The sequence below is a fragment of the Novosphingobium sediminicola genome, assembly GCF_014196525.1.
Taxonomy (GTDB): Bacteria; Pseudomonadota; Alphaproteobacteria; order Sphingomonadales; family Sphingomonadaceae; genus Novosphingobium; species Novosphingobium sediminicola.
The window spans coordinates 211,812-237,538 of the sequence record NZ_JACIDX010000003.1 but is presented as its reverse complement, the minus strand read 5'-3'; the positions used below and the strand labels follow the sequence as shown (position 1 = coordinate 237,538).

20 protein-coding genes are annotated in these 25,727 nt (G+C 64.8%); 10 read left to right on the top strand and 10 right to left on the bottom strand.

Annotated elements, in window-relative coordinates; all coding sequences use genetic code 11:
* Positions 1 to 6: 6 nt before the first annotated feature.
* The 4 genes from GGR38_RS05215 to GGR38_RS05200 form a co-directional block, all read right to left on the bottom strand.
* Positions 7 to 1,095 (bottom strand): Gfo/Idh/MocA family protein, encoded by a 1,089-nt coding sequence (locus GGR38_RS05215; protein ID WP_183623381.1) that lies wholly within the window; start codon positions 1,093 to 1,095, stop codon positions 7 to 9.
* Between the two features lie 67 nt (positions 1,096 to 1,162).
* Entirely contained in the window at positions 1,163 to 2,407 is a 1,245-nt protein-coding gene (locus GGR38_RS05210) for a dicarboxylate/amino acid:cation symporter (RefSeq protein WP_183623379.1), read from the bottom strand.
* A gap of 41 nt (positions 2,408 to 2,448) precedes the next feature.
* Complete coding sequence (locus GGR38_RS05205; protein WP_183623377.1) at positions 2,449 to 3,963, bottom strand: sensor histidine kinase; 1,515 nt, start codon at positions 3,961 to 3,963, stop codon at positions 2,449 to 2,451.
* A complete protein-coding gene (locus GGR38_RS05200) occupies positions 3,953 to 4,618 on the bottom strand; it encodes a response regulator (RefSeq protein WP_183623375.1) in 666 nt (221 codons plus the stop codon). The genes GGR38_RS05205 and GGR38_RS05200 overlap by 11 nt, the downstream gene beginning before the upstream one ends.
* 284 nt (positions 4,619 to 4,902) lie before the next feature.
* Here GGR38_RS05200 and GGR38_RS05195 point away from each other — a divergent pair, with 284 nt between their 5' ends.
* From GGR38_RS05195 to GGR38_RS05170, 6 genes are all read left to right on the top strand, one after another.
* Positions 4,903 to 7,233, top strand: coding sequence for a TonB-dependent receptor (locus GGR38_RS05195; RefSeq protein WP_183623373.1), 2,331 nt, complete (start codon positions 4,903 to 4,905; stop codon positions 7,231 to 7,233).
* A gap of 62 nt (positions 7,234 to 7,295) precedes the next feature.
* Complete coding sequence (locus GGR38_RS05190; RefSeq protein WP_246404243.1) at positions 7,296 to 8,594, top strand: M20/M25/M40 family metallo-hydrolase; 1,299 nt, start codon at positions 7,296 to 7,298, stop codon at positions 8,592 to 8,594.
* Between the two features lie 19 nt (positions 8,595 to 8,613).
* Entirely contained in the window at positions 8,614 to 9,717 is a 1,104-nt protein-coding gene (locus GGR38_RS05185) for a nucleoside hydrolase (protein ID WP_183623371.1), read from the top strand.
* 23 nt (positions 9,718 to 9,740) lie between these two features.
* Positions 9,741 to 11,024, top strand: coding sequence for an NCS2 family permease (locus GGR38_RS05180; protein WP_221227010.1), 1,284 nt, complete (start codon positions 9,741 to 9,743; stop codon positions 11,022 to 11,024).
* 11 nt (positions 11,025 to 11,035) lie between these two features.
* Positions 11,036 to 12,157 (top strand): adenosine deaminase family protein, encoded by a 1,122-nt coding sequence (locus tag GGR38_RS05175; protein WP_221227009.1) that lies wholly within the window; start codon positions 11,036 to 11,038, stop codon positions 12,155 to 12,157.
* A gap of 37 nt (positions 12,158 to 12,194) precedes the next feature.
* Positions 12,195 to 12,725, top strand: a complete 531-nt coding sequence (locus tag GGR38_RS05170; RefSeq protein WP_246404242.1) for a nucleoside 2-deoxyribosyltransferase domain-containing protein — start codon at positions 12,195 to 12,197, stop codon at positions 12,723 to 12,725.
* Here the strand turns inward: GGR38_RS05170 and GGR38_RS05165 are convergent.
* The 5 genes from GGR38_RS05165 to rutB form a co-directional block, all read right to left on the bottom strand.
* Positions 12,712 to 14,466, bottom strand: coding sequence for an amidohydrolase family protein (locus tag GGR38_RS05165; protein ID WP_183623366.1), 1,755 nt, complete (start codon positions 14,464 to 14,466; stop codon positions 12,712 to 12,714). The genes GGR38_RS05170 and GGR38_RS05165 overlap by 14 nt on opposite strands.
* 105 nt (positions 14,467 to 14,571) lie before the next feature.
* On the bottom strand, positions 14,572 to 15,630 hold the full coding sequence (gene rutA, locus GGR38_RS05160; protein WP_183623365.1) for a pyrimidine utilization protein A: 1,059 nt from the start codon (positions 15,628 to 15,630) through the stop codon (positions 14,572 to 14,574).
* A gap of 4 nt (positions 15,631 to 15,634) precedes the next feature.
* Complete coding sequence (rutD, locus tag GGR38_RS05155; protein WP_183623363.1) at positions 15,635 to 16,441, bottom strand: pyrimidine utilization protein D; 807 nt, start codon at positions 16,439 to 16,441, stop codon at positions 15,635 to 15,637.
* Complete coding sequence (rutC, locus tag GGR38_RS05150) at positions 16,441 to 16,824, bottom strand: pyrimidine utilization protein C (RefSeq protein WP_183623639.1); 384 nt, start codon at positions 16,822 to 16,824, stop codon at positions 16,441 to 16,443. The genes rutD and rutC overlap by 1 nt, the downstream gene beginning before the upstream one ends.
* Positions 16,824 to 17,564, bottom strand: coding sequence for a pyrimidine utilization protein B (gene rutB / locus GGR38_RS05145; RefSeq protein ID WP_183623361.1), 741 nt, complete (start codon positions 17,562 to 17,564; stop codon positions 16,824 to 16,826). The genes rutC and rutB overlap by 1 nt, the downstream gene beginning before the upstream one ends.
* Before the next feature lie 160 nt (positions 17,565 to 17,724).
* Between rutB and GGR38_RS05140 the strand changes: the two genes are divergently transcribed.
* The 4 genes from GGR38_RS05140 to GGR38_RS05125 all read left to right on the top strand — a co-directional run bounded on the left by GGR38_RS05140 (position 17,725) and on the right by GGR38_RS05125 (position 24,690).
* The gene (locus GGR38_RS05140) at positions 17,725 to 18,366 is read left to right on the top strand and encodes a TetR/AcrR family transcriptional regulator (RefSeq protein ID WP_183623359.1); all 642 of its coding nucleotides are present in this window, start codon (positions 17,725 to 17,727) and stop codon (positions 18,364 to 18,366) included.
* Positions 18,367 to 18,801: 435 nt separating this feature from the next.
* The gene (locus tag GGR38_RS05135) at positions 18,802 to 20,073 is read left to right on the top strand and encodes an efflux RND transporter periplasmic adaptor subunit (RefSeq protein WP_183623357.1); all 1,272 of its coding nucleotides are present in this window, start codon (positions 18,802 to 18,804) and stop codon (positions 20,071 to 20,073) included.
* Between the two features lie 19 nt (positions 20,074 to 20,092).
* Positions 20,093 to 23,272 (top strand): efflux RND transporter permease subunit, encoded by a 3,180-nt coding sequence (locus GGR38_RS05130; RefSeq protein ID WP_183623355.1) that lies wholly within the window; start codon positions 20,093 to 20,095, stop codon positions 23,270 to 23,272.
* Positions 23,273 to 23,283: 11 nt separating this feature from the next.
* Positions 23,284 to 24,690: an efflux transporter outer membrane subunit gene (locus GGR38_RS05125; RefSeq protein ID WP_183623353.1), complete on the top strand. Its 1,407-nt coding sequence runs from the start codon at positions 23,284 to 23,286 to the stop codon at positions 24,688 to 24,690.
* Between the two features lie 32 nt (positions 24,691 to 24,722).
* On the opposite strand, the gene GGR38_RS05120 is transcribed toward GGR38_RS05125, so the two are convergent.
* Complete coding sequence (locus GGR38_RS05120; protein ID WP_183623351.1) at positions 24,723 to 25,709, bottom strand: DUF6607 family protein; 987 nt, start codon at positions 25,707 to 25,709, stop codon at positions 24,723 to 24,725.
* Positions 25,710 to 25,727 lie beyond the last annotated feature (18 nt).

Below are 25,727 nucleotides of genomic sequence, written 5' to 3'. Positions count from 1 at the left end.
CCTCGGTTAATGTATGGCCAGCCAGCGCCCGCCCTGCGCGCTGCTTTCCACCGCGCGTTCGACAAAAGCCATGCTGCGCACACCCTCCGCAATGCCGGGCAGGCTGCACTGCTTCCCACCGCCGCAAACCGCCACAAATTCGCGATAAAGCGTGGCAAAGGGCGCGATCAGCCCATCGCCGATCCCCCGCATTCCCGGCACGCGCACCAGCAGATCCGCGCTGGTCGGGCCCAGCAGGATTACCTCACCCCCGCGCACCAGCCGCAACTGATCGGCGGCTGCAAAATCCCAATGCAGCGCGCCACGGTCGCCATAGACCTGAAAACTGATCGCATTGCGCTGGCCAAAGGCGATCTGCGAGGCGTGGATCATCCCCCGCGCGCCCCCGGCAAAGCGCAGCAGCACCGCATCATCATCATCCAGCGCCCGCCCCTCATGGCTGCCCAGATCGGCCAGCAGTTCGGCCACCTCTTGCCCGGTGACGAATTCGGCCAGATGGAAAGCATGGGTGCCAAGATCGGCGATGCATCCGCCCGCCCCGCTCATGCCCGGATCGGTGCGCCAGCCCGCCGATGGCCCCGCCATCACGCCCTGCGCATAATTCACCAGCACCTTGCGCACCGTGCCGATCTGGCCCGCCGCAATTCGCGCCCGCGCCTCGCGCACCATCGGATAGGCGCTGTAGGTAAAGCTCAGGCCATAGGCGCTGCGCCCCCGCGCCAGCGCATCGCGCAAGTTCAGCGCCTGGGCGAGCGTGGCGGTCGCGGGCTTGTCCGAGAAAATATGCACCCCCGCCTCAATCGCCATCAGCGCGGCGGGCAGGTGCAAATTGTTGGGCGTGGCGATGGCCACCATGGTGATGCCGTCCTCGCGCGCGGCCTCGGCGGCGAACATCGCGCGCGTATCGGCATAGCAGCGGTCAGAGGCAACGCCATAATCATGCGCAGCGCGGGCCGATTTTTCGGGGTCCGAACTGAACACGCCCGCCACAAGGTCAATCCCGGCGATCCGCGCGCCCAGATGGTGGATGCCCCCGATAAAGGACCCCGGCCCGCCGCCCAGCATGGCCAGTCGGGGCCGGTCATTCATCGCCATAATTTCCACGCCTTATGCAAAACCTGCCCCGCGTTTCCACAAGCGCGAGCATTTCACAAGGCAGAACTTACGCCCCCTCCTCGCCGCTGTGGCGCAGCGCCGCCGCCACGGCCAGATCGCCCACCACATTGGGCACCGTGCGGCACATGTCCATCAACCGGTCGATGCCGATAATCAGGCCAATCCCCTCATTGGGCACATGCAGCAGCGCCAGCAGCATCGTGGTCAGCGGCAGGCTGCCTGCGGGCACGCCCATCGTGCCCAGCCCCGCCAGGATCGAGAGGCCAAACACCATGAACTGCTGCCAGACGCTCAATTCCATCCCGAAACACTGGGCCAGAAAGATCACCGTCACCGTGGTATAGATGATCGTGCCGCCCTGATTGGCCACGCATCCCAGCCCCAGCGTGGGCCGCGCCACCCGTGCGGGCAGGCCCAGATCCTGCTCTGCGGCATGGAGCGCTGCGGGCAGGGTGGAAAAGGACGAGGAGGTGGTAAAGGCAATCACCATCACCGAGCGGAGCGAGCGCAGGAACCGGGCCGGGCTGATATCGCCCCCCATCCACGCCAGCCCCACCGAAACCACCAGCAGATGCAGGCAGAGCGCAGCCACCACCACGCTGAAATAGCCTGAAAGATGCACCAGCAGCGTCCAGCCGAACACCGCCGTCATATCAAACATCACGCAAAGCACCGCCACCGGCGCAAAATGCGCCACCAGCGTGACAATCGACATCCCCACCTCGAACAGGCCCTCCGTGGTCATCACCAAATGGCGAATGTTGCGGTTTCGGCTGCGGCTGATGGCAAAGCCGACCAGCACCGACATCACCACCAGCGCCATCATCGGCCGCGCCAGCAACATGTCAAGCAGGCTGCCCTCGTCCGCCGCCCGCGCGCCTGCGCCAGGGTTCTGGTGCAGGTCGATGGCCATGCCTTCGCCGGGGCGAAACAGATTGGCCATCGCCATACCGATCACCGCCGAAACCACCGTCATGCCCACCATCGCGGCAAACAGGCGCAGCAGCAGATCGCGCACCATTGCCCGCCCGCGCAGCCGCGCAAGGCCCGTGACAATCGCGGAAAACACCATGGGCAGGATCAGCAGGAACAGCACCTGAAGAAACAATTGTTCAATCGGGCGGGCCAGATTGACCAGCACGAAATCCAGCACCGCCCGGTCCACCGGCACTACATGCACCAGCGCCCCCGCCAGCGTGCCGATCACCAGCCCGGCCAGCAAGGGCCAATGCGGCAAAGGCCGTGACCAGCGCAAAGGCGATTGGGGCGAAGATGGGTTAAGCGTTGCCATGAGAAAGACCAGTGTGAAACAGCCTGCCTGTCAGCACCCTGTCACGGAAAGGCATCCAGCGCGGCGGGGCCAAAATCGATCACCGCCCGCGTGCCCCGGCCGCCTGCCCCTTCATCCAGCGCAACCCTGGCCCCCATCCGGTCGGCCAGCGCGCGCACGATGGGCAGGCCCAGCCCGCTGCCGCTGCTGTTGGCATTGGCGGCCATGCGGTAAAAACGCTCCCACACCTTGTCGCGCTCGGCGGGGGGAATGCCGGGACCGTCATCCTCGATCTCCACCCGCACCGAAGTCTTGCGACACAGCACGCGCACCACCACCTTGCCGCCCGGCCGGTTATAGGCCACCGCATTGTCGAGCAGATTGCCCACCATCTCGGCCGCCAGCGCCGCCTCGCCCGAGGCAAGGCCATGGCCGCTTTCCTCAAAGCTGATGTCCACATCGGCGCGCTGCAGCGCGGGCAGGCGCGCAGCGATCACATCGGTGGCCACCAGCGCGGGATCGAACTGCCCGGCGCTGCATCCGACCTGCTCATCCAGCCGGGCCAGCGCGAGCAATTGCTGCAGCAAGCGTTCGAGCGTATCGACCGAATGGGCAATGTCATCCAGCGCCATCTGCCCCTGCGGGCTTTGCGCGCCATAGGTTTCCAGCACATCGAGATGCACCCGCAGCACCGCCAGCGGCGTGCGCAATTGGTGCGAGGCGTTTGAGGTGAACTGGCGCAGCGAACCGACCGCCCTTTCGGCCCGCACCATCAGGGCGTTATAGGCGCGCGCAATCATCTGCGCCTCACGCGGGCCATCGCCATCGGGCAGGCGCTGAAAATGCAGCGGGTCGCGCACGCTGGCGGCGATCCGCTCGGTCAGCGTGGCGAAGGGGATCAGCCCCCAGGCCAGCGCCGAATAGAACAGCAGCAGCGCGATCAGCGTGACCAGCACACTGGCGCTGACCACGCGCTGGAAAGAGGCGCGGGTGGAAATTTCCCGATTTTCAAGGAAATCGGCCACCTGCACCGCCACCAGATGGCCATTGTCCGTCAGACGGCGCATTTCCGTGGCGATGCGCACCGGGCGCCCGTTCAACATGCCATTGTGCAGATAGGCGGGCTGAACCACGCCTTGCGCATCGCGCGGATCGACATAGCCGCGCACCATCACCGGATCGCGCGAGGTGAGCGTGAACCTTGCGCCGGGATGGAGCGGGCCGGTCAGCCGCCCGTCGGCCGAATAATCAGGCGGCGGGCGCAGATCGGCGCGGCCCGCAATCAGACGGTCGCCATCATAGATGCTGTAATGCGTGACCGGCGCGGAACGGCGCTGGAGCAGGCCGACGGCCAGCGGCAGCAGCCTTTCCTGAAGGATCGGGTCATAATTGACCGCCCGGCTGATCAAACGGGTCGAGCCGACCAGAATCCGGTCGGACGTATCGTTCATCGAGGAATCGATCATCCAGCAGGTGATCGTGGCAAAGATCGACACCAGCACCACCAGCGGCACCATGACGACAACCGTCAGATAGCCCCGCAGCGATTTGGGCAGAAACCGCGTCTTAATGGGCATCAATCATATAGCCCAGCCCGCGCACCGTATGGATCGTCGGCCCGCCCGGAGACAACTTGCGGCGCAGGCGGCCCACATAGACCTCCAGCGCATTGGGCGCGACCGCCTCGGACAGGGCAAAGACCTCGGCGGCCATGCGGTCCTTGGGCACGACCTTGCCGGGCCGCCCCATCAGCGTTTCCAGCACGGCCATCTCGCGGCGGCGCAGATCGACCGGCGCATCGGCCAGCGCGACCCGCCGCGTCGAGCGGTCCAGCGTCAGCGCCCCCACGCGCAGCACCGGGTCGGGGCTGCCGATGCTGCGCCGCACCAGCGCGCGCACCCGCGATTCCAGCTCGCGCGGGTGGAACGGCTTGGCCATGTAATCATCCGCGCCATAATCCAGCCCCGCCACCCGGTCGTCCACCGCATCGCGCGCGGTCACGATCATGATCGGCGTGGTGTCACCCCGGCGGCGCAGCATCCGCAGCAATTCCAGCCCATCGCCATCGGGCAGGCCCAGATCGAGGATGATCGCGTTGAACGGATCGGCGGCGGCAAAGGCGGCGGCGTCCTCGCCATTATGCGCGACATCGACGGCAAAACTGGCGGCCTCCAGCGAGGCGGCCATGCCGCGCGCCAGACGCGGATCATCCTCCACGATCAAAATGCGCAATGTTCCCTCCATTCCCCGACACCGGCATAGGCCCATGGCATCAACCGCCATGACATCACCGACTATGCCCCCAAAATACGCAAAACACGCCCCCTGCCTAGCCCCGGCATGACAGCTTGATGACAGGCGCGCGGCCTTAGCCTGCGTTTCAGCGAGAGGACGGACAGGGTTAAGCAGCACAAACCCGCATGGCCTCACGATGGACCGCGCCGCCCGGAAGAAGGCGCGCGCAAAGCCATCGTGGCCCCCGCGTCGGTTTGGGACTCGCCAATGAGGGATGGACTATGAACACTAAGCTTTGTGCAGCATGGCTGCTTTCGGTTTCGACATTGGCTGTATCGACGCTGGCGGCAACGCCCGCGATGGCGCAGACGGCGGGCCAGGGCGACGATATCGTCGTGACCGCTCTTAAGCGCGAAACCCGCGTGCAGGACACCCCGCTGGCGATCACCGCGATGAGCGGCAACATGCTCAACAACATGGGCGCGGCGGGCATTGCCGATGTTGCGCGCTCGGTCCCCAGCCTCAACCTGCTGGCCAGCGAATCGGGCCGCACCCGCGTGTCGATCCGCGGCATCCAGACCGCAGGCGAAGCCACCGTCGGCGTCTATTTCGGCGAAGTGCCGCTAACCGGGCCCGCGGGCACCACCTCGGACCCTTCGGGCTCGACCCCCAACCTCAACCTGTTCGACACCGAGCGCCTCGAAGTACTGCGCGGGCCGCAGGGCACGCTTTACGGGTCAGGCTCGATGGGCGGCACCCTGCGCGTGCTGTTCAAGCAGGCCAACCTGACGAAGTATGAAGCCGCCGTCGATGCGGGCGTGGAAACCACCAAGAATGGCGGCACCGGCTACAGCATCAAGGGCGCGGTCAACGTGCCGATCATCGAGGACATGCTGGCCGCGCGCCTCGTGCTCTATCGCCAGCGCACCGGCGGCTTTGTCGATGATCCCTCGATCGGCCGCTATAACATGAACAGCGTGATGACCACGGGCGGCCGCCTGATGCTGGGCTTCCGCCCGACCAACAATCTGCGCATCAATTTCATGGGCATCATCCAGGATCAGCACACGGGCGGCACCTCGCTTTGGGCGCCTTCGGTGGGCACCTATACGTCGGGCCTGCGCATCTACACGCCCGCCATCGACAAGCAGAAGATCTTCTCGCTCGACACCAAGTGGACCACGCCGATCGGCACGATCTCGCTGGCCAATGGCTACTATCGCTGGGATGTGCGCCAGACCAACGACAACAGCGACAATTATCAGTCGGTGGCCAATTCCTATCGCTATTGCGGCCTCTATCAGAACACCTATTCGGGATCGCTGCTGCAGACGGGCGCATCGGGCACCACCACATCGTCCAGCAATTGCGCATCGAGCGCGGGCGGATACAGCTCGGCCCAATTGCGCGCCAATTATCTGGGCTGGGCCAACAGCCAGATGCCCATCGGCAATTATCAGCCGCGCTGGGTGGAAAATGTCACCAACGAACTGCGCCTCAATTCCGATGGCAAGGGCCGTTTGAACTATACGCTGGGCGCCTTCTTTGAAAACCGCAAGGACCGGGTGGACACCACCGTTTTTGCCGGCGTTCCGGGCACGGGCCTGATGCGTGATCCGTTGGTTGATCTTGGCTCGCGCTTTGTGCGCGATGTCATCAACCAGACCGCGCAGTTCGGCGAGCTCTCCTATCGCCCCATCGACATCCTGAACATCACGGCGGGCCTGCGCCACTATCACTATAAGAAGATCGTGGGCGGCGCTTACCTCGGTTATAACTATTTCAACGGCCAGACGCCGATGAATTATACCGAGGTCAACGCCAGCGCCGATGGCTTCATCCAGAAGTATAATGTTGAATTGAAACCCAACCGCAACCTGATGATCTATGCCACCGCATCGCAGGGTTTCCGCCCCGGCGGCGCGAATCTGACGCCGGGCATCCCGGCCTCGGCCACGCAATATCAGGCCGACTCGCTGTGGAACTATGAACTGGGCCTCAAGAGCCAGTGGTTCGACCGCAAGCTGACCTTCAACGTGGACGCCTATCGCATCGACTGGACCAATATGCAGACTGCGGTCCAGGCCACCTATGGCAATTTCAGCTATATCAGCAACGTGGGCGCGGCGCGCATCGAAGGTTTCGAGGCTGAACTGAGCGGCACGCCCACCAAGGGCCTGTTCCTCAACGGTTCGCTCTCGGTGGTCTATCCGCGCCTGACCGCCGATCAGGTCAATTCCGAGGTGACGGCGGCGGGCCGCGTGGGCAACATCCTGACCGGCATTCCGCGCACCACGGCCAGCGCGGGCGCCGAATATGGCTGGACCATCAACAGCAACTGGAAGGGCATGATGCGTGCCGATTTCAGCTACACCGGCAAGATGACCACTCAGCTCAACCCCACCAACGCGCTTTATCGCACCTATGGCAAATATTCGCAGGTCAACCTGCGCGCGGGAATCGAGAATGAGCGTTACGGCGTCTATGTCTATGTCCGCAACCTGCTCGATGCTTCTGGCCTGAGCTATTATTCGGCGGTCAGCGGCACGCCTGATTACATTGCCACCACCACCCCGCGCACCATCGGCGTCAACCTGCGCGGCAATTTCTAAAATCCTGAAATCCCGGTCGGGCGCCCGCCCGGCCGGGAACTATCCAAACGAGGATGTCTCCTATGCGTAACACTCTGTTTGCCTTTGCATCGTTGGCGGCTGTGGCCATGATCGCGCCCCAGGCCAGCGCCGCCACCCCCGAGGAAACGGCCGCCAAGGCGCTGCTCAAGAGCCCCAAGTTCGCCAAGGCGACCGCCTCGCTGGCGGGCGATTATGACCGCATCGTCGCCGACATCATCACCCTGACCGAAATCGCCGCCCCGCCGTTTAAGGAAGAGGCGCGCGCCAAGGCCTATATGGCGATGCTCAAGGCCGAGGGTCTGGAAGACGTCGAAATGGACGGCGTGGGCAACGTGATGGGCCTGCGTCGCGGCACCGGGGCTGCGAAGGGCGAGGCTACCCCGCTGATCGTCATCACCGCCCATCTCGACACCGTCTTCCCCGAAGGCACCAATGTAAAGGTGCGCCGCGAAGGCGACACGCTCTATGCCCCCGGCATCGGCGACGACACGTGCAGCCTGCCGGTCCTGCTGGCGTTCATCCGCGCGATGAAGGCGGGCGCGTTTTCGACCAAGGCCGACATCCTGTTCATGGGCAATGTGGGCGAGGAAGGCCCGGGCGACCTGCGCGGCGTGCGCTACCTGTTCTCGCAGGGCAAGTACAAGGACCGCATCACCCATTTCATCAGCTTTGAACCCGGCCAGAGCGAGCGCATCACCAATGCGGGCACCGGTTCGCGTCGCTACAAGGTGACGTTCAACGGTCCGGGCGGCCACTCGATGGGCGATTTCGGTCTGGTCAACCCGGCCTATGCGATGGCCAATGCGATGGTCGGCTTTGCCAAGATGCAGGTGCCCAGCGATCCCAAAACCGTCTATAACGTGGGCATCGTCGAGGGCGGCACCTCGGTCAATTCGATCCCCTTTGCCACGGCCATGACCATCGACATGCGCTCGAACGGCAAGGCGCAGTTGGACGCGGAAGAAAAGACCTTCCTCTCGATCCTGCCCGAAGCCGTGGCGGCCGAAAACGCTGCACGCTCGACCGCCAAGGGCAAGATCACCTATGACGCCAAGCTGGTGGGCGACCGTCCGGGCGGCACCACGCCGATGGATTCGCGCATTGTGAAGGTGGCCGATGCCGTGGCCAAGGCCAATGGCTATGCCCCCAAATACAGCGCCGGATCGACCGACAGCAACATCCCGATGAGCAAGGGCATTTCCGCGCTCACGCTGGGTTCGGGCTTTGAAACCTTCCGCAACCACTCGCTCGACGAAGGGCTGAAGCTGGAAAAAACGGTCAACCTGCGCAATTTCAACAATGAACTGGCCACGGTGCTGGTTCTGGCCGAAGCGAAATAAGCAGGAGGGGGATCAGGGCATGAAATTGTGGCAGGCAGTGCTGGGCAGCGCAGCTCTCTCCATGGCGTCCCTCACCATGGCCGCGCCCAGACCTGTCGGCCATTCTGTCCCGGCCGGGCAAGACAGTCGCGCCATGGTATGGTTCGACAATGACTTCCTCGGCCCCGGACAGAGCAATCTTCAGGCCCTGATCCCTTTGATCCGCGATCCTCAGGTCAACCTTCTGGGCGTTGGCGTCGTCACCGGCGACCAATGGCTGGAGGAGGAAACGCAGCATGCCTTGCGCTTCCTCGAAATCGCGGGCCGCGCCGATGTGCCGGTAGCGAAGGGCGCGCAGACGCCGCTGATCCGCTCCCTGCCCGAAATGAAGGCGTGGGAGACCCGCTTTGGCCCGATCCCGTGGAAGGGCGCATGGAACGCGCCCAAGCCGGGCCGCCAATATCACCCCGAAGACCCCGATCTGGTCCCCCCGATGGCCGAGGGCGCGCCCACCATCAAGCCGGTGACTCAGGATGCCGTCCACCGCCTGATCGAGGCCGTGCGCGCCCATCCGGGGCAGGTGACGATCATCTGCGCCGGGCCGCTGACCAATATCGCGCTGGCGCTGCGCATCGCCCCCGATATTGCCGTCAAAGCCAAGGGCATCGCCATGCAGGGCGGCGGCTATGACATGCAGGCCGCCCGCGTGCTGGACAATGCCGATTATGCCACCGATTTCAATTTCGTCTTTGACCCCGAAGCGGCCCATATCGTGCTGACCGCGCCTTGGCGGAAAATCACCGTGGTGGGCAATGTCACCACCTCGGCGCGGATGAGCCGGGCGCTGGCCGATCAGATCGGCGCATCGGGCACACCCACCGCGCGCTATATCGCCCAATATGCCCGCATCGACCAGCCGCTGTGGGATGAGATGACCGTGGCCGTCGCGCTCGATCCCGGCCTCGTGACCAAGAAATTCACCGCGCGCATGGATGTCGATCTGATGCCCGGCGCGGGCTATGGCACGGCGCAGATGTGGAAGGACGAGTTGGCCCCCCATCGCGGCGAGCAAATGGTTGAGGTGGTCGAGAGCATCGACGTGCCCCGCTTCCTTGCCCGCTTTACCGCGCAGGCCCGCCAATGATGGGCGCATTATGGCGCCAACGTATGGCCGAACGAGGCACCACCCTGCCGCGCGAGGCCGTGGCGGGGCTGACCACCTTTATGGCCTCGGCCTATCTGGTGGTGGTGATCCCGCGCCTGCTCTCGGGCGGCGGCATGGATCAGGGCGCAGCCACCACGGCTACGCTGATCGTCATGGCGCTGGGCAGTCTGGCGATGGGGCTTTACGCCAATCTGCCCTTTATCGTCGGGCCGGGCATCGGCGGGGCGGCGCTGCTGGGCATCACGCTGACGCAGGTCGAACATCTGCCATGGCCCTCGGCGCTGGGCATTGCGATGGCCTCGGGCGTGTTGTTCACGCTACTGACGATCACCGGCGCGCGCGGCTGGGTGATGCGGCTGGTCCCGCGTGAGATCAAGCTGGGCCTTGGCGCCTCGATCGGCATGTTCATCGCGCTGCTGGGATGCCGTGATGCGGGGATGGTGGCGGTCAATGCCAAGACCAATGCGCTTTCCCTTGGCGATTTTTCGCAACCCGGGCCGCAAATGGCTCTGGTCGGGCTGGGCGTGGCGGTGGCGCTTCAGGCGCGGCGCGTGCCCGGCGCAATCCTTGCCGGTATCATCGCGGCGGCGGCGCTGGGCGCGGTTCTGGGGGTGACTCATGCGCCCGCCATGCCGCTGGGCCTGCCCCCCGCCATCGGGCCGGTGCTGGGCCATGTCGATTGGGCGGCGGTGTTCACGATTCGCGCGCTGCCCTATCTCTTCGCCTATTTCGTCGCCGAATTCTTCTCCACCATGGGCACCACGCTGGCCGTGGGGGCCAAGGCGGGGCTGACCGACCATGAGGGCAATCTGCCCCAGATCGACCGGCCCTTTCTGGTCGATGCACTGGCGTCCACCTTCGGCCCGGTGCTGGGCATTCCGGGCGGCACGGCGCTGGTGGAATCGGCGGCGGGGGCAAGCGCCGGCGGGCGCACCGGATTGGTGCCGATCACCGCCTCTCTCTGCTATCTGGCCTCGCTGCTGGCCATCCCGCTGGCCATGGCGATCCCAAAACAGGCGACCGCCCCGGCGCTGATCCTGGTGGGCGCGGGGATGATGGGGTCGCTGCGGCAATTGGGCGGCGAAAGGCTGGAGGAAACCCTGCCCCCGGTGCTGATGCTGCTGGCCACGCTGATCGCCAACAGTTTCGGGACCGGCATTGCCGTCGGGCTGGTGTCCTATGTGCTGACCTGCCTGATCGGCGGGCGGGCGCGGCAGGTGTCGCCCGGCCTGTTGCTGCTCTCGCTGCCCTTGGCCTATTACCTTTACACCACCGTCCACCGTTGAGAGCCGCCGCGATGCCGATTGCCATGGAAGAAACGCTGTCGGTACTGCCCCCCTCGGCCACAGGGCGGGTGGTCCGCGCGGATCAGCGCGCCTTCTTCACTCGCCTGCCCAAGGTGGAACTGCATTGCCATCTGCTGGGCGCGATGCGCGAGGAGACGTTTCGCGATCTGGCGCGCCGCTATGATGCGCCCATCCCCTCGGATATGGCGGCTGGGCTTTACACGCGCGGGCGCAAGCCGGTCGGCGTACTCCACGCCCTGCGCGCGATGGAGCAGCATTTGCTGCGCCGCCCGGAGGATATCGCCCGGCTGGTGCGCGAATATCTGGAGGATGCGGCGGCCGATAACGTCCGCCACGCCGAATTCTTCTGGAACCCCACCGCCACGCTGGCCGCCCATGCCATCCCCTATGGCGAGATCCAGCAGGCGATGGTGGAGGCGATGGAAGCCGCGCCGATCTCATCGCTCCTCATCCCCGCCATCGACCGTGAGGCCCCGCCCGTACAGGCCGTGGCCATGGTAGAGGCGATGCTGGCCCATCGCCATCCGCGCGTGGCGGGCATCGGCATCGATTACCGCGAGAATGACGGCCCGCCCGAATGGTTCGCCCCCGCCTATGCGCTGGCGCGGGAAAGCGGGCTGCGCGCCACCGCCCATGCCGGGGAATTCGGGATGCCATGGACCAATGTCGCCATTGCCGTCGATCAACTGGGCGTCGATCGGATCGACCACGGCTATACTGTGATCGACAATCCCGATTTCGCCGAGAGCCTGCGCACGCGCGGGATGGTGTTCACCGTGGTGCCGACCAATTCCTATTACCTGCGCACCATGACGCCCGATGATTGGGCGCGCCATCATCCGATCCGCGCGATGATCGCCATGGGCATGTCGATCCACCCCAACAGCGACGATCCCCAATTGCACCGCGTCAGCCCGGCGGGCGCGTGGGAATTGATGTACAGCCATATGGGCGCCAGCCGCGACGATCTGCGCGCCATGATGATGGCGGGGATCCGCGCCAGTTGGGCCGATGAGGCGCAAAAGGCGGCATGGTCGGCGGACTGGCCGGAGGAGTTTGACGATTTGGCGGCGCAGGCCGCGTGGGATGAGGATGCGGCAAGCCGCCGTTGATCGCGGGGCGCTTCGGCCCTATCGCGGGGGTATGAGAATGCTCTTTCCCCTCACCCTGCTGTTGGCCGCTCCACTCGCCCATGCGCAGACTTCAACAGTCGTCACCTCGCCCGAACCCCTGCCCGCCGCGCATGACCGGCCCCGCGTCTTTCTGGGCGGCAGCATCGATATGGGCAATGCGCCGGACTGGCAAAAGGGCATGATCGAGGCGCTGGCGGCGGACAATGTGGTGATCCTCAACCCGCGCCGCCCCGACTGGAACCCCAAATGGCGGCCCGAGGCCGACGAGCCGGAATTTCGCCGTCAGGTCGAATGGGAACTGGGCGCGCTGGAAAGCGCCGATGTCATCGTTCTCTATTTCTCGCCCGGATCGCAAAGCCCGATCAGCCTGCTGGAAATGGGGCTCCATGCGCGCGGCGGCAAGTTGATCGTGCTGTGCCCGCCCGGATATTGGCGCAAGGGCAATGTGGACATCACCGGCGCGCGCTATGGCATCGAGCAGGTGTCCAGCCTGCCCGAGCTGATTGTTGCGGTGAAGCGGCGAGTAGCGGCGATCAATAGAAAGTGATGTTGTCCACCTCGACCCAGAGCCGCTGACCGCCTTCGCGCGATCCGCCCAGTTCGAGTTGCACAAGACCATCGCCGGTAAAGGCAGGCCCCGGCTTGCCCCGCTGCGCCGCAGCCACCAGCGCGGTGAAAGGCACCTCGACGCTGGCCCATTGCGCGCCGCCCGAAACCGGCGCGCTCCATACGCCATCCAGCCCGTTGAGGCGCAGAACATAGGCCCCATCGCCCCGTATATCGAAGCGCACGCCCTTATACCCCGTCAGATTGACCGGCACCACCGAACCGCGCGTCAGCGGCACGGCAAAACCGGCATAGGCATCGCCCTTCACCGCCATTTTGGCCGAAAGCAGCAAGGCCTGTCCGCCGCCATCGCGCGGCACGGTTTGAATGATCTCGACGGTGCGGTCCATGCCGCCATCGCCGGTTTCCAGCCGCAAAGTATCGAGCGATGAGCGGCCGTCCTTGCGCTCAAAATCATCGACCAGCGCCGCGATTTTGACCGAGGGCAGGCGGTTGGCCAGATTGGCGGCGGGCAGAGGCGGTGCGCCGATGCCGCTGACCAGACGGCCGTCGATATAGACCTGTGTGATCTTGTGAATGTCTCCGATATTCTCCCATGGCTTGCCGTCGATAAGGAGAATGTCGGCCCTCTTGCCCGGCGCAATCGTGCCGCGATCGCCATCAAGGCGCATCACTTTCGCGCTGGTCTGCGTGGCAGCCACAAGGGCCTGCGCGGGCGTCAAACCGGCGCGCACCAGCAGTTCGAGTTCATGCAGCGTGGCCGCGCCATGGGGCGTGCCGGGCATGCCCGCATCCGTCCCCACCGAAATCGGCACACCGGCATCAAACAACGCTTTCACATTTTTCAGCGCATAGGAGAATTTGCGCAGACGGGCCTCGTCCGCCTTCGGCTGTCCGGGCTTTTCGGGATCATAGACGGCCAGCGTGGGGGCCATGCCCATGCCGCTTTTGGCGATCTGGGCCACCTCTTCGGGCGTGGCCAGACGGTCCTGTATCACATGGCCCAGCGAATCCACACCCGCCATCGAGGCCGCCACCCCGCGCTCGACCGTCACCGTATGGGTCAGCACCGACCAGCCCCGCTTATGCGCCTCCTCGGTCAACGCCTGCAAGGTCCAGCGGTCCATGCTGGTGTTGTCGGGCGCCGCGCCATACCGCCAACCGTCGGTGAAGGCCTTGATGAGGTCGGGCTTGTAGGCTTCGAGGCTTTTGATCGCCGCGCGGGCGGCCTCGGGCGTGTTGATCCAGATCGTGGTGGCCTGATCGGCCCAATCGGCACCGTGGCCGCCCGGCGTGCTGATGCGGGCCGCGAAATTGACATGAGGGGCCACCAATTGCGCCAGCCAAGCCCGGCGCGGGGCATAGGATTCGGGCTGCTGGTGGAAATCATTGACCGTGGTGATGCCCGACTGGACATAGGCGGTGGCGATCTGGGGCGTGGTTTCGGGCGATCCGCCCGGTGTCCAATGGGTATGAACATCGAAAAAGCCGGGCAGCAGCGCTTTGCCCTGTGCCGCCACCTTGCGCGTGCCTGCGGGCAGCTTAAGCTTTGCCCCCACGGCCACGATCCGCCCATTCTGCACCAGCACGGTTTCCCGGACCGGGGCCGCGCCCGTGCCGTCGAACACCGTGGCGTCGATAAAGGCGATGGCCGGATCGGCCATGGCCTGCGCCGGGATCAGCGCCGCGCCGCAAAGCAGGATCGGAAACAGTTTCGACATGGCGGGATTCCTCGACCAATAGGATCATCCCTGTTTTCATGTCTTTGCGCCCTTTGCCAAGCGAGTTCGGCAAAAGCTTCGGATGCAATTTGGCGTATTGCCCTGCTATTTCCGGCTTTTCATCAGCGGTTGAATGCGGGTGCCAAAGGCCTCCACCCCTTCGACAAAATCATCGAAAGTCAGCAGCACGCCGCCCGTATTAGGCACCAGCGCCATTTCATCCAGCATCCGCGCCACGCTGGCATAAGAGCCGACCAGCGTGCCCATATTGATGTTCACCGCGCCCTCCGGTGCAGCCAGTTGGCGAACATTGGTGTCGGTGTTGACCTTATCCTTTGCCCCCTGTTCGGCCAGCCAGGCGATGGCCTCAAGGTCCACGCCATCATTATAGCTCTTCCACTTGGCCATCGCCTCTTCATCCGTCTCGGCCGCGATAATCATCACCAGCACAAAGACCTGAACCTCGCGCCCCGTCACCTCCAGCGCCTTGGCCAAACGGTCATTGTTGAAGGCAAAGGCGGTGGGCGTGTTGACGCCCTTGCCCAGACAAAAGGCGTAATCCGCCCATTTGGCCGAGAAGGCCAGACCAGCATCGGATGACCCGGCGCAGATGATCTTCATATCGCCTTCGGGCTGAGGCCGGACGCGGCAATCCTCCATCCGGTAATAGTCGCCCTTGAAATCGGACACGCCGGTTGCCCACAATTCGCGCAGGATATGGGCATATTCGTCCAGCATCTGATAGCGGTTGCGGAAATGCTCATCGCCCGGCCACACGCCCATCTGAGTATATTCGGGCGGCTGCCACCCGGTGATCAGATTGAGACCAAAGCGCCCATGACTGATGCTGTCGATGGTCGAACACATGCGCGCGGCAAAGGCGGGCGGGATGACCAGAGTGGGGCAAGTGGCGTAAATCTTGATCTTTTCCGTAACCGCCGCCAGCCCCGCCATCAGCGTAAAGCTTTCCAGCCCATATTCCCAGAACTGCGTCTTGCCGCCAAACCCGCGCAGTTTTATCATCGAGAGCAGGAAATCGAGTCCATATTTCTCGGCGCTCTGCGCGATCTGTTTGTTGAGGTCAAAGCTGGGGTGGTATTGCGGCGCGTTCTCGCTGATCAGCCAGCCATTGTTGTTGATGGGCACGAATACGCCGACTTGCATGGGGCTAGCTCCTAAATAGCGTGGCCCCGCTGGTCAGCCAGTCGAGGATGTCGCGGTTGAACCGATCGGATGCGGTAACATTGAGCGCATGGCCGCCCCAGTCGAAATGACGGTGGACGGCATGGGGCAGCGCGTGGGCAAGGGCCTGCGAATTGCGCCATGGCACCAACAGATCGTCGGATGCGCTGATCGCGAAGACCGGCGAGTCGATCATACCCAGCCATGGCGCGGCATCAAAGGCGCGCGCCGCCGCGATGCGTTTTTCCATGGTCGCATCGCCCGGCCAGTGGGCAAGGTGATGCTCGCTCTCCTCGCGCAGGGCCGCGTCATGCTCGCTCAGCCAGTCGGGCGGGAAGAGGAACAAAGGCTGCGCCTCCAGATAGGCCCGCGCGCCGGCCTTGCGCAAAAGTGTGAGCCGCACATCGAAACAGCGCGCCGTCTGCGGATCGAGCCGCGCCCAGCCGTTGATGATGACGATCCGATCCACCCTCTCGGGCGCGGCGCGGGCAGCCTCCAACGCCGCCATCCCGCCAATCGCATGGCCGATTATCCCGGCCCGCGCGATGCCCAGCCTGTCCATCAGCGCCAGCATATCCGCCCCCAGATCGGCCAGAGTCACGCGCTCGGGCAAGGCCCTGTCGCTGCGCCCCGTGCCGCGATGGTCATAAGCAATCACGCGGAAATGGCGGGAGAGCGCGGCCAGATTGGGCCGCCAATAGGATGCCGATCCGCCCAGACCGCTCGACAGGATCAGGGGCGGCGCGTCGGCCCGCCCATGTTCTTCATAATAAAGGTCCGCCGCCGTCGGCATCACCCGATATGCGCCACGCTGGCAATCTCGACCAGACAATCAGGTTTGACCAGATCGGCCCGGATGCAATAGCGCGCAGGCTTGTCGCCGGGGAAATATTGGGCGTAAACCTGATTGAAGGCGGCGTAATCATTCAGGTCTTTCAGGAAGATATGGTTCATCGCCACATCCGCCATGGTCGCGCCTGCCGCCTCCAGCGTGATGGCGATCACGTCCAGAATATGGCGCGTCTGCGCCGCCGCATCGCCCACATGCAGCACCACGCCCCCCTCGCCCAGCGCCAGCACGCCCGAGACATAGACCGTGTTGCCCGCCTTCGCGCCTGCGGAATAGGGCGCGATGGGGGTGGGAAATTGCGGCGGATTGATCGGCTCGAAAGGCATCATTCCCCTCCCTTGGGCAATTGCCCCAAGCTGCCGCAGAAATCGCCCACCGTGCTGACCCAGCCGAAGAATTTCTCGACATTGTAGATCGTGGCCTGATGGACGAAATCGGGGCCAAGATGATGGGTGGCATCCTCCAGCATCACGCTGAAATATTCCAGATGGAACGCGTCGCGCAGGGTCGATTCGACGCAGACATTGCTGGCGATGCCAACAAAGACGATGGTTTTGATCCCGCGCGAACGCAGCACGCTGTCGAGCTGCGAGTTGAAAAAGGCGCTGTAGCGGGTCTTGTGAACGCGAATGTCGCCGGGCTGCGGCTGTAACGCATCGACCAGTTCATAATCCCATCCCCCGCGCGCCAGCAGCTTGCCCTGCAATTCAGGCCTGGCGCGCATAGTCTTGAGCGCATTGGATTTATGCCAGTTGGGCGATCCCGGCCCGCCCGCCTCGACATAATCGCTATCCCAGCCGTTTTGCAGAAAGATCACCTGAACCCCGGCCCCGCGCGCGATATCCAGCACCTGCGCGATGCGGCCGATCACGCCGGCTGCCCCGGCAATGTCAAACCCGGCCAGATCGACATAGCCGTCAGGCGAGGCATAGGCGTTCTGCATGTCGATGACGACCACCGCCGTGCGGGCCGGGTCAATGCGCATGGCCTCGGGCCGCGCGGGCAGGATGGCGCTTTTGCCGCCGGACGCGGCCGTGTCGGGCGTTGGGTCGATGATCACCGTCACAACCGGTTCTCCTCACGCGATTCGTGAAGTTTCCCAGAAAGATGGCATGGGCGCAAGCCCCATGCTGCACCGCAGCAAAACAGGCGATTGTCAGGATTCCTGCGACAGATCGCGGCAAGTGCTATGGACCATGTCACAAAACTCTTATATACTGCGTGGTATGAAATTCGATCCTGACACCATCGTGGCGCCCAATTCATCGCATCAGGGCTCTTCCCATCGGGGCCGGCCGCGACAGTTTTGTCCCGATGCTGCGCTGACCGCCGCGCTCAAGGTGTTTTGGGAGCGAGGCTATGAAGGCGCCTCGATGGCCGAATTGACCGAGGCGATGGGCATCACCAAGCCCAGCCTTTACGCCTGTTTCGGCAATAAGGAAGCCTTGTTTCGCAAGGCGCTGGATCTGTATGAAAAGGAAAAGCTGGCCTATGTGCGCGCCGGTCTGACCGCGCCCACGGCCAAGGGCGTGGCCGAGGCTTTCCTGCGCGGATCGCTGGCTATGCAGACGGGCAATGATCCGCGCGGATGCCTCAGTGTGGTGAGCGCGGTGGCCTGCACCAATTACGCCGACTCGATCCGCGACGAAATTACCTCGCTGCGTCTGGCCACCGACCGCGCGATCATCGAACGTTTCGAACGCGCCCGTGACGAGGGCGATTTCCCCCCCGACGTCGATCCGGCGGCCATGGCCCATTACCTGACCGCGATCCTTCAGGGCATGACGGTGCAGGCCCGCTCGGGCGCCACCCCGGCCGAGCTGGAACGGCTGGTGGCGACGACTCTGGCAATCTGGCCGGGACGTTAAGATAAATCATCCTCTTTTCAACAACATGAAATAAAAATACCGTTCGGTATAAAAATCAGGTTGACGTCTGGCCCGTCCTATTTTATACCGCTTGGTATTGAAAGGGTACGGGCCGACTACCCCCGTCCACCAAGCGCAGGACCGTCCGTTCCTGCCCGGTTCGTCTCTTTCAACGGGCGCCTGAACAGCGCGTCCGACCCAAGGCGCGGCGTTTACCCCAAACGCCGTTTGCCCAGACCGGTTCCCGTCCGGGGCGCAATCCCCCCACCCCCCCCGCGCGTCGCGGACGGGGCCGGTTTTATCCCATCCCTGCGCGGGCATCACGCCCGCCATCCGTTTCTACCCGGCGCGCCGGGGAAGGTCCGTTGACGTGCCCTGCTGGCGCGCGGCGCAGCCGTCCCCTGCGCGTTTTCCTGCCTGCCCGGAGCCGATCCAATGGACATGCTGACCTCTCACCTCGACAATGCCTATCAGCGCGATACAGAGCGCGACACCGGCCAATCCCGCCTTTTCCGCCGCATCACCTGGGTGACGCTCGCCCTTGCCCTTGCCGGCGGCTTCGGCTGGAGAGCGCTGCATCACGATGCCGCCACCGCCGCCGTCATGCCCATACCCACCCTTGGCGTGGCCACGCCGATGGTCGCCCCGGTCACGCAATGGGATGATTACGTGGGCCGTTTCGCCCCCAGCCAGAGTGTCGAACTGCGCCCGCGCGTAGGCGGCCAGATCACCGCGCGCCATTTCCGCGATGGTGATATCGTGCAAAAAGGCCAGCTCCTTTTCACCATCGACCAGCGCCCCTATCGCGCCGCTCTGGCTGAGGCTGCGGCCAATGTCGCCTCGGCGCGCAGCACGCTGGCGCTGGCCCGCAACGATCTGGCCCGCGCATCGCGTCTGTCGGGCGATGAGGCGATTTCGGCGGGCGAACTCGATGGTCTGAAGGCCCGGGTTCAGGCCGCGCAGGCCGCCCTTGCCGCCGCAGAGGCGCGCCAGCAGGCCCGCGCACTGGACATGGAATTCACCCAGGTGCGCGCCCCCATCGCAGGCCGCATTTCGGACCGCCGCGTCGATGTCGGCAATCTGGTGGCCGCGGGCGAAGGGGCCAATGCCACGCTGCTCACCACGATCAATGCGCTCGACCCCATCTATTTCACCTTCGATTCCTCCGAAGCGCTTTACCTGAAAGCCCAGCGCGACCGGGCATCGGGCAACACCAGCACCAAGGTCGAAATCAAGCTTCAGGACGAGGCCGACTATCGCCATCAGGGCCAATTGGACTTCACCGACAATGGCCTCGACCCGCATTCGGGCACGATCCGGGGCCGCGCGGTGATGGCCAATCCCGGCCTGTTCCTGACGCCCGGCATGTTCGGCGCGATGCGGCTGAGCCATGGCGGCACGGTGCAGGCGCTGCTGGTTCCCGACGAGGCGATCCAGTCCGATCAGGCGCGCAAGACCGTGCTGGTGGTCGGCCCTGACGGCACGCTGGCGGCCAAGTCCGTCACGCTGGGACCCGTGGTGCGCGGATTGCGCGTGATCCGTTCGGGCCTTGCCCCGACCGACCGCGTGGCCATCACCAATCTTCAGGCCGCCATGCCGGGCGCCAAGGTGAACACCCGCCCCGCCACCATCACCGCACAGGCGCCCACCGCCGCCCCCGCCGCGATCAACACCCCCGCCGCCGCGCAAGCGACGCTGGCGCGTTAAACCCAAAGGGCATCCCCCCATGCGCTTTTCCCGTTTCTTCATAGACCGCCCGATCTTCGCGGCGGTGCTGGCGGTGCTCATCACCGTGGTGGGCGCGCTGGCCTTTGTCGGCCTGCCCGTCTCGCAATATCCCGAAGTGGTGCCCCCCACGGTCACCGTTTCGGCGCAATATCCCGGCGCTTCGGCCGAAACCGTGGCGGCCACCGTCGCCACGCCCATCGAGCAGGAAATCAACGGCGTCGACAATATGCTCTATATGAGCAGCCAGTCGACCGGCGACGGCAAGGTGACGATCACGGCCACCTTCAAGATCGGCACCGATCTGGATGCCGCGCAGGTCTTGGTGCAGAACCGCGTGGCCATTGCCGTGCCGCGCCTGCCGCAAGAGGTGCAGCGGCTGGGCGTGGTGACGCGCAAGACCAGCCCGGACTTCCTGATGGTGGTCAATCTGCAGTCGACCGATGGCAGCCTGCCGCGCGACTATATTTCGAACTATGCGCTGACGCAGGTGCGCGACCGTCTGGCGCGACTGGACGGCGTGGGCGATGTGCAGCTGTTTGGCGGGCGCGATTATGCGATGCGCGTGTGGATCGATCCCTCGCGCGCGGCGGCGCTCAACCTGACGGCGGGCGAGATCGTTGCGGCCCTGCGTGCGCAGAACGTGCAGGTGTCCTCAGGCGCTCTGGGTCAGCCGCCTTATTCCAAGGGCGAGGCGTTCCAGCTTGGCGTGGAAACGCAAGGCCGCCTGACCGATCCGCAGCAATTCTATGATGTGGTGATCCGCACCGACGCCGCCGGCCATCAGGTCCGCGTGCGCGATGTCGCCCGCGTCGAATTGGGCGCGCAGGATTACGGCATCAACACCTATCTGTCGGGCAAGCCCACCGTGGTCATCGCGGTGATGCAGCGCCCCGGCTCGAACGCTCTGGCCGCGGCCGGGCGGATCAAGGCCGAGATGGACACGATTTCCAAGACCTTCCCCAAGGGCATGGAATATTCCACCATCTACAACCCCACCGAATTCATCAGCCAGTCGATTGATGCGGTCTATCACACGCTGTTCGAGGCCGTCGTGCTGGTGGTGCTGGTGATCCTCATCTTCCTGCAAAGCTGGCGCGCGGCGATCATCCCGGTGCTGGCCATCCCTGTCTCGCTGATCGGCACGGCGGTGATGCTGGCCGCTGTCGGCTATTCGCTCAACAACCTCTCGCTCTTCGGATTGGTGCTGGCCATCGGCATCGTGGTGGATGACGCCATCGTCGTGGTCGAAAATGTCGAGCGCAACATGGCGCTGGGCATGAGCCCGCTGGAGGCAGCACGCACATCCATGGACGAGGTGGCCGCAGCCTTGGTCGCCATCGTGCTGGTGCTTTGCGCCGTCTTCGTGCCCACCTTGTTCATCACTGGCCTGTCGGGCCAGTTCTACAAGCAGTTCGCCGTCACCATCTCGACCGCCACGGTCATCTCGCTGCTGCTCAGCCTGACGCTGTCGCCTGCCATGGCGGCGCTTTTGCTGCGCGGCCATGTGGACGGCGCCCATGCGCATATGTCGCGCTGGCGGCGGATGCTGCAGACGGGCGCGGACCGCTTCAACGCTGGTTTCGACCGGATGAGCACGGCCTATGCCCGCCTGACGCGCCGGTTGCTGGGCATGCCCAAGCGGATGATGGGGGCCTATGCCGCCCTGATCGCGGCCACCATCGGCCTGTTTGTCATCACACCCTCGGGCTTTATCCCGGCGCAGGATCAGGGCTATTTCTTGGCCATCGTGCAATTGCCCTCGGGCGCCTCGCTCGAACGCACGGACGGTGTGGTGCGCGATGTGGCCCAGCGTATCCTGCCCATCAAGGGCCTGCGCGGGGCGGTGATGTTTGCGGGCTTCCACGGGCCTTCGCGCACCTCGGCCCCCAATTCGGGCGCGATCTATTTCCCCTTCAAGAGCTTTGCCGAACGCAAGGCGCTGGGCGTGACCTATCAGGGCATCATGGATCAGGCCAACAAGGCCATGGCCGGTTATGACAAAGCGCGCATCATCCTTGTGCCGCCCCCGGTCATTCAGGGTCTTGGCGCGGCAGGCGGCTATCGCTTCATGCTGCAGGACCGCGAAGGGCGCGGCTATGATGCGCTCAATGCGCAGGCCTGGGCGCTGATTGCCAAGGCCAATGCGCAGGCAGGCCTCAAGCAGGTTTACACCCTGTTCGATGTCGGCACCCCGCGCGTCTATGCCGATATTGACCGCCAGAAAGCCGATCTGCTGGGCGTGCCGCCGGAACGCATCTTCGAGGCGCTGGAGGTCTATCTGGGTTCCGCCTTCGTCAATGACTTCAACCTTTTGGGCCGCACCTATCGCGTGACCGCGCAGGCTGATCCGGAACATCGCTCGACCGTGGCCGATATCGCCAACCTGAAGACCCGCTCGAACACCGGCGAGATGGTGCCTATCGGCGCGGTCGCCAATTTCGAGGACAAGACCGGACCCTATCGTGTGGTGCGCTATAACCTGCAACCGGCGGTCGAAGTGGATGGCGACACCGCCCCCGGCTTCTCCACCGGCCAGTCGCTGGCCACGATGGAAAAGCTGGCCGATGAAACGCTGGCGCCCGGTTATGGCGGCGAATGGACCGACATTGCCTATCAACAGGCCCATGCGGGCAACACCGCCGCGATGGTCTTTGGCATGGCCGTGCTTTTCGTCTTCCTCGTGCTGGCGGCCCAATATGAAAGCCTGACGCTGCCGCTCTCGATCATCCTGATCGTGCCGATGTGCCTGCTTGCAGCCATGCTGGGGGTCAATCTGCGGGGGATGGATAATAATATCCTGACGCAAATCGGCCTTGTGGTGCTGATCGCTCTGGCGGCCAAGAACGCCATCCTTGTGGTGGAATTCGCCAAGCAGGCCGAGGACGAGCAGGGCATGACCCCGGTGGACGCGGCGGTCTATGCCTCGCAAACCCGCCTGCGCCCGATCCTGATGACCAGCCTTGCCTTCATCCTTGGCGCAGTGCCTCTGGTAATCGCCACCGGCGCGGGGGCGGAACTGCGTCAGGCGCTGGGCACGGCGGTGTTCTTCGGCATGGCGGGCGTCACCGGCTTTGGCCTGATCTTCACCCCCACCTTCTATGTGCTGTGCCGGAAACTGGCGCTGCGTCTGGCCCGGCGTCGCCGGGGCCATGGCGGCGCGCTGCAACCGGCCGAATAAGGAAGTTTGCGATGACACGCATCATTCCCCTCCTGTTGGCCACCAGCCTGTTGACCGGCTGCGCCGTGGGGCCGAATTACAAGGCCCCGGTGGCCAATGCCTCGGCCAAGGCCCCCTTTATGGGGGCCGAAACCCCGGCCTTTGCTGCCACCCCTGCTGCCGATCACTGGTGGACCATGTATGGCGATCCGGTGCTCGACGGCCTTGTGAGCGACGCCCTTGCCGCCAACACCGACATCCGCGTGGCCGCCGCGCGGGTGGAGGCGGCCCGCGCCAGCCTGACCGGCGCGCGCGCACCGATCCTGCTGCCCGAAACCACGCTGTCGGCCTCGGCCAATCGCCAGCGGATTTCCTCGATCCAGACCATTCCGGGCCAGTCGCGCGAGCGCTGGGCCTATGATGGAGGATTGGCGCTGTCCTATGAGGTCGATGCCTTTGGCCGTTTGCGCCGGGGGATCGAGGCCGCCAAGGGCGACGCCGCCGCAGCGCAAGCCGATGAAGATGCCGTCCGCCTTGCGGTGGTGTCCGACACGGTGCGCGCCTATCTGGATGCCGCCACCAGCGCCGAGCGCGAAAAGGTGGCGCAGGAAACGGTGGATCTGCTCGACCGCTCGATCCGCATCACCGGGGCGCGGGTCGATGTGGGGCGCTCGGACCGGCTCGACCTCATCCGCGTCACGGCCCTGCGCGACCAGCAGGCCGCCACCATCCCGCAATTGCAGGCCGACCGTCAGGCCGCCCTGCTGCGCCTTGCCACGCTGACGGGGCGCAATCCGGGCGATCTGCCCGCCGCCCTGCGCACCGTGATCGCCACGCCCACTTTAAAGCAACCGATTCCGGTGGGCGATGGCGCGGCGCTCTTGGCCCGGCGGCCCGATGTGCGCGCGGCCGAAAGGCGTCTGGCGGCCGATACCGCGCGCATTGGTGTGGCCACGGCTGATCTCTTCCCGCGCATCACCCTGGGCGCCTCGGCTGGGGCCAGCGCGCTGGGCGGGATGGATGTGACCAGTTCCTCGGCCTCGCGCTGGTCGCTGGGGCCGTTGGTCAGTTGGTCGATCCCCAATATTGTGGCCGCGCGGGCGCGGATCGCGGCGGCAAAGGCCGAATCCAAGGCCTCGCTGGCGCAATTCGATGGCGCGGTGCTGGTGGCGCTTGAGGAAACCGAGCGGGCGCTGTCCAACCTCTCGCACGCCCGCCAGCGCGCCGACACGCTGGAGCGCGCCCGCGATGAAGCGATGCGCGCAGCCCGCATCAGCCTTGCCCGCCAGCGCGAAGGTCAGGTCGATTTCCTGACCGTGCTGGACGCGCAGCGCACATTGGCCGGGGCCGAGGCCGATCTTGTGGCCGCCCGCCGCGCCAGCGCCTTTGCCGAGGTGGATGTGTTCCGCGCTCTGGCCGGGGGCTGGCAGACGACCTGAAGGAAAGGGCGGGATAGTCCCGCCCTTTCACCTTAACGCGCGACTTCGGCAATCACCGCACGGGCGGCGGCAACCGCCTTGTCAGTGGTCAGTTTTCCGGCCTTCACCTCATCGGCCAAACCCATCAGCCTTTCGGCCCCCGCCGATCCGGTTTCGGCCACTTCGGCCACTTTCACGCCCTGATGGCGCGCGATGGTCTCATCCCATGCCCCGCGCACCGCGGCCCAGTAATCCTTGGTCGCGGCCCAATAGCTTTCTGCCGCCGCCACATCGAACTTGCCGTCGCGGACATAGGTGTTGAGGCCCGATTCCTGCACAAAAGGCACGATCTTGCCCGAGCCTGCCGGGTCGGGGCCTTCCTTCATATTGTCCTGCCAGTGAATCCAGCCGGTGGGCGTGGGCGAATGGCGGTTGATGGCCAGATAGCGGTCGTAAACCGGATGGCGCACCGCATCGCGCCGGGCCAGCGGGCGCAGCGTCCAGCTCGACCGCCAGCGGCGCACCCCGCCCTCATCGCTCCATTGGCCCCATCCGCCATAGCGCGGGGAATCGTCGGTCTGCCACACGGTCTGCGACCAGCGGCCCGCGCGCATCGGGGCCGGGATGGCTTCGAGCTTCCATTCCCCCTTGCCCGCATAGGTCAGAACATTTTCCGGCTGGTAATTCCAATCCTGCCGCCAGTGTTTGATGACCATGGTCTTGCCGCCCTCATCCTTGACCACCAACAGGTGTTGCAGGGCGATATGGGGGCCGGTGTCCTCGATCACGCGCACCACCTCATGCCCGCCCGACAGTTTTGACGGGATCGGCGTGTAATCGCCCCGCCAGCTCGTCGTTTCGCGCAGGTCAAAGGTGACCTTGTAATCGCCCGCCATGGCCAATATCGCGGCGCGATCAGCGGCAAAGGCCTGGGCATCGGCCTGTGCTGAACGCGGGGCGACGGGGCCGTCGGCCATGGCGGGCGCTGCCGGGGTCATGGCCAGCCCCAGCAGGAGGGAAGCAAGAAGGGCTTTCTTCATGGGAATTGTCCTTAAGCG

Bases quoted from the DNA above. Each gene is read 5' to 3' on its own strand.
- GGR38_RS05215 (WP_183623381.1), bottom strand. From the start codon at position 1,095: ATGGCGATGAATGACCGGCCCCGACTGGCCATGCTGGGCGGCGGGCCG.
- GGR38_RS05210 (WP_183623379.1), bottom strand. From the start codon at position 2,407: ATGGCAACGCTTAACCCATCTTCGCCCCAATCGCCTTTGCGCTGGTCA.
- GGR38_RS05205 (WP_183623377.1), bottom strand. From the start codon at position 3,963: ATGCCCATTAAGACGCGGTTTCTGCCCAAATCGCTGCGGGGCTATCTG.
- GGR38_RS05195 (WP_183623373.1), top strand. From the start codon at position 4,903: ATGAACACTAAGCTTTGTGCAGCATGGCTGCTTTCGGTTTCGACATTG.
- GGR38_RS05190 (WP_246404243.1), top strand. From the start codon at position 7,296: ATGCGTAACACTCTGTTTGCCTTTGCATCGTTGGCGGCTGTGGCCATG.
- GGR38_RS05185 (WP_183623371.1), top strand. From the start codon at position 8,614: ATGAAATTGTGGCAGGCAGTGCTGGGCAGCGCAGCTCTCTCCATGGCG.
- GGR38_RS05180 (WP_221227010.1), top strand. From the start codon at position 9,741: ATGGCCGAACGAGGCACCACCCTGCCGCGCGAGGCCGTGGCGGGGCTG.
- GGR38_RS05175 (WP_221227009.1), top strand. From the start codon at position 11,036: ATGCCGATTGCCATGGAAGAAACGCTGTCGGTACTGCCCCCCTCGGCC.
- GGR38_RS05170 (WP_246404242.1), top strand. From the start codon at position 12,195: ATGCTCTTTCCCCTCACCCTGCTGTTGGCCGCTCCACTCGCCCATGCG.
- GGR38_RS05165 (WP_183623366.1), bottom strand. From the start codon at position 14,466: ATGTCGAAACTGTTTCCGATCCTGCTTTGCGGCGCGGCGCTGATCCCG.
- rutA (WP_183623365.1), bottom strand. From the start codon at position 15,630: ATGCAAGTCGGCGTATTCGTGCCCATCAACAACAATGGCTGGCTGATC.
- rutD (WP_183623363.1), bottom strand. From the start codon at position 16,441: ATGCCGACGGCGGCGGACCTTTATTATGAAGAACATGGGCGGGCCGAC.
- rutC (WP_183623639.1), bottom strand. From the start codon at position 16,824: ATGCCTTTCGAGCCGATCAATCCGCCGCAATTTCCCACCCCCATCGCG.
- GGR38_RS05140 (WP_183623359.1), top strand. From the start codon at position 17,725: ATGAAATTCGATCCTGACACCATCGTGGCGCCCAATTCATCGCATCAG.
- GGR38_RS05135 (WP_183623357.1), top strand. From the start codon at position 18,802: ATGGACATGCTGACCTCTCACCTCGACAATGCCTATCAGCGCGATACA.
- GGR38_RS05130 (WP_183623355.1), top strand. From the start codon at position 20,093: ATGCGCTTTTCCCGTTTCTTCATAGACCGCCCGATCTTCGCGGCGGTG.
- GGR38_RS05125 (WP_183623353.1), top strand. From the start codon at position 23,284: ATGACACGCATCATTCCCCTCCTGTTGGCCACCAGCCTGTTGACCGGC.
- GGR38_RS05120 (WP_183623351.1), bottom strand. From the start codon at position 25,709: ATGAAGAAAGCCCTTCTTGCTTCCCTCCTGCTGGGGCTGGCCATGACC.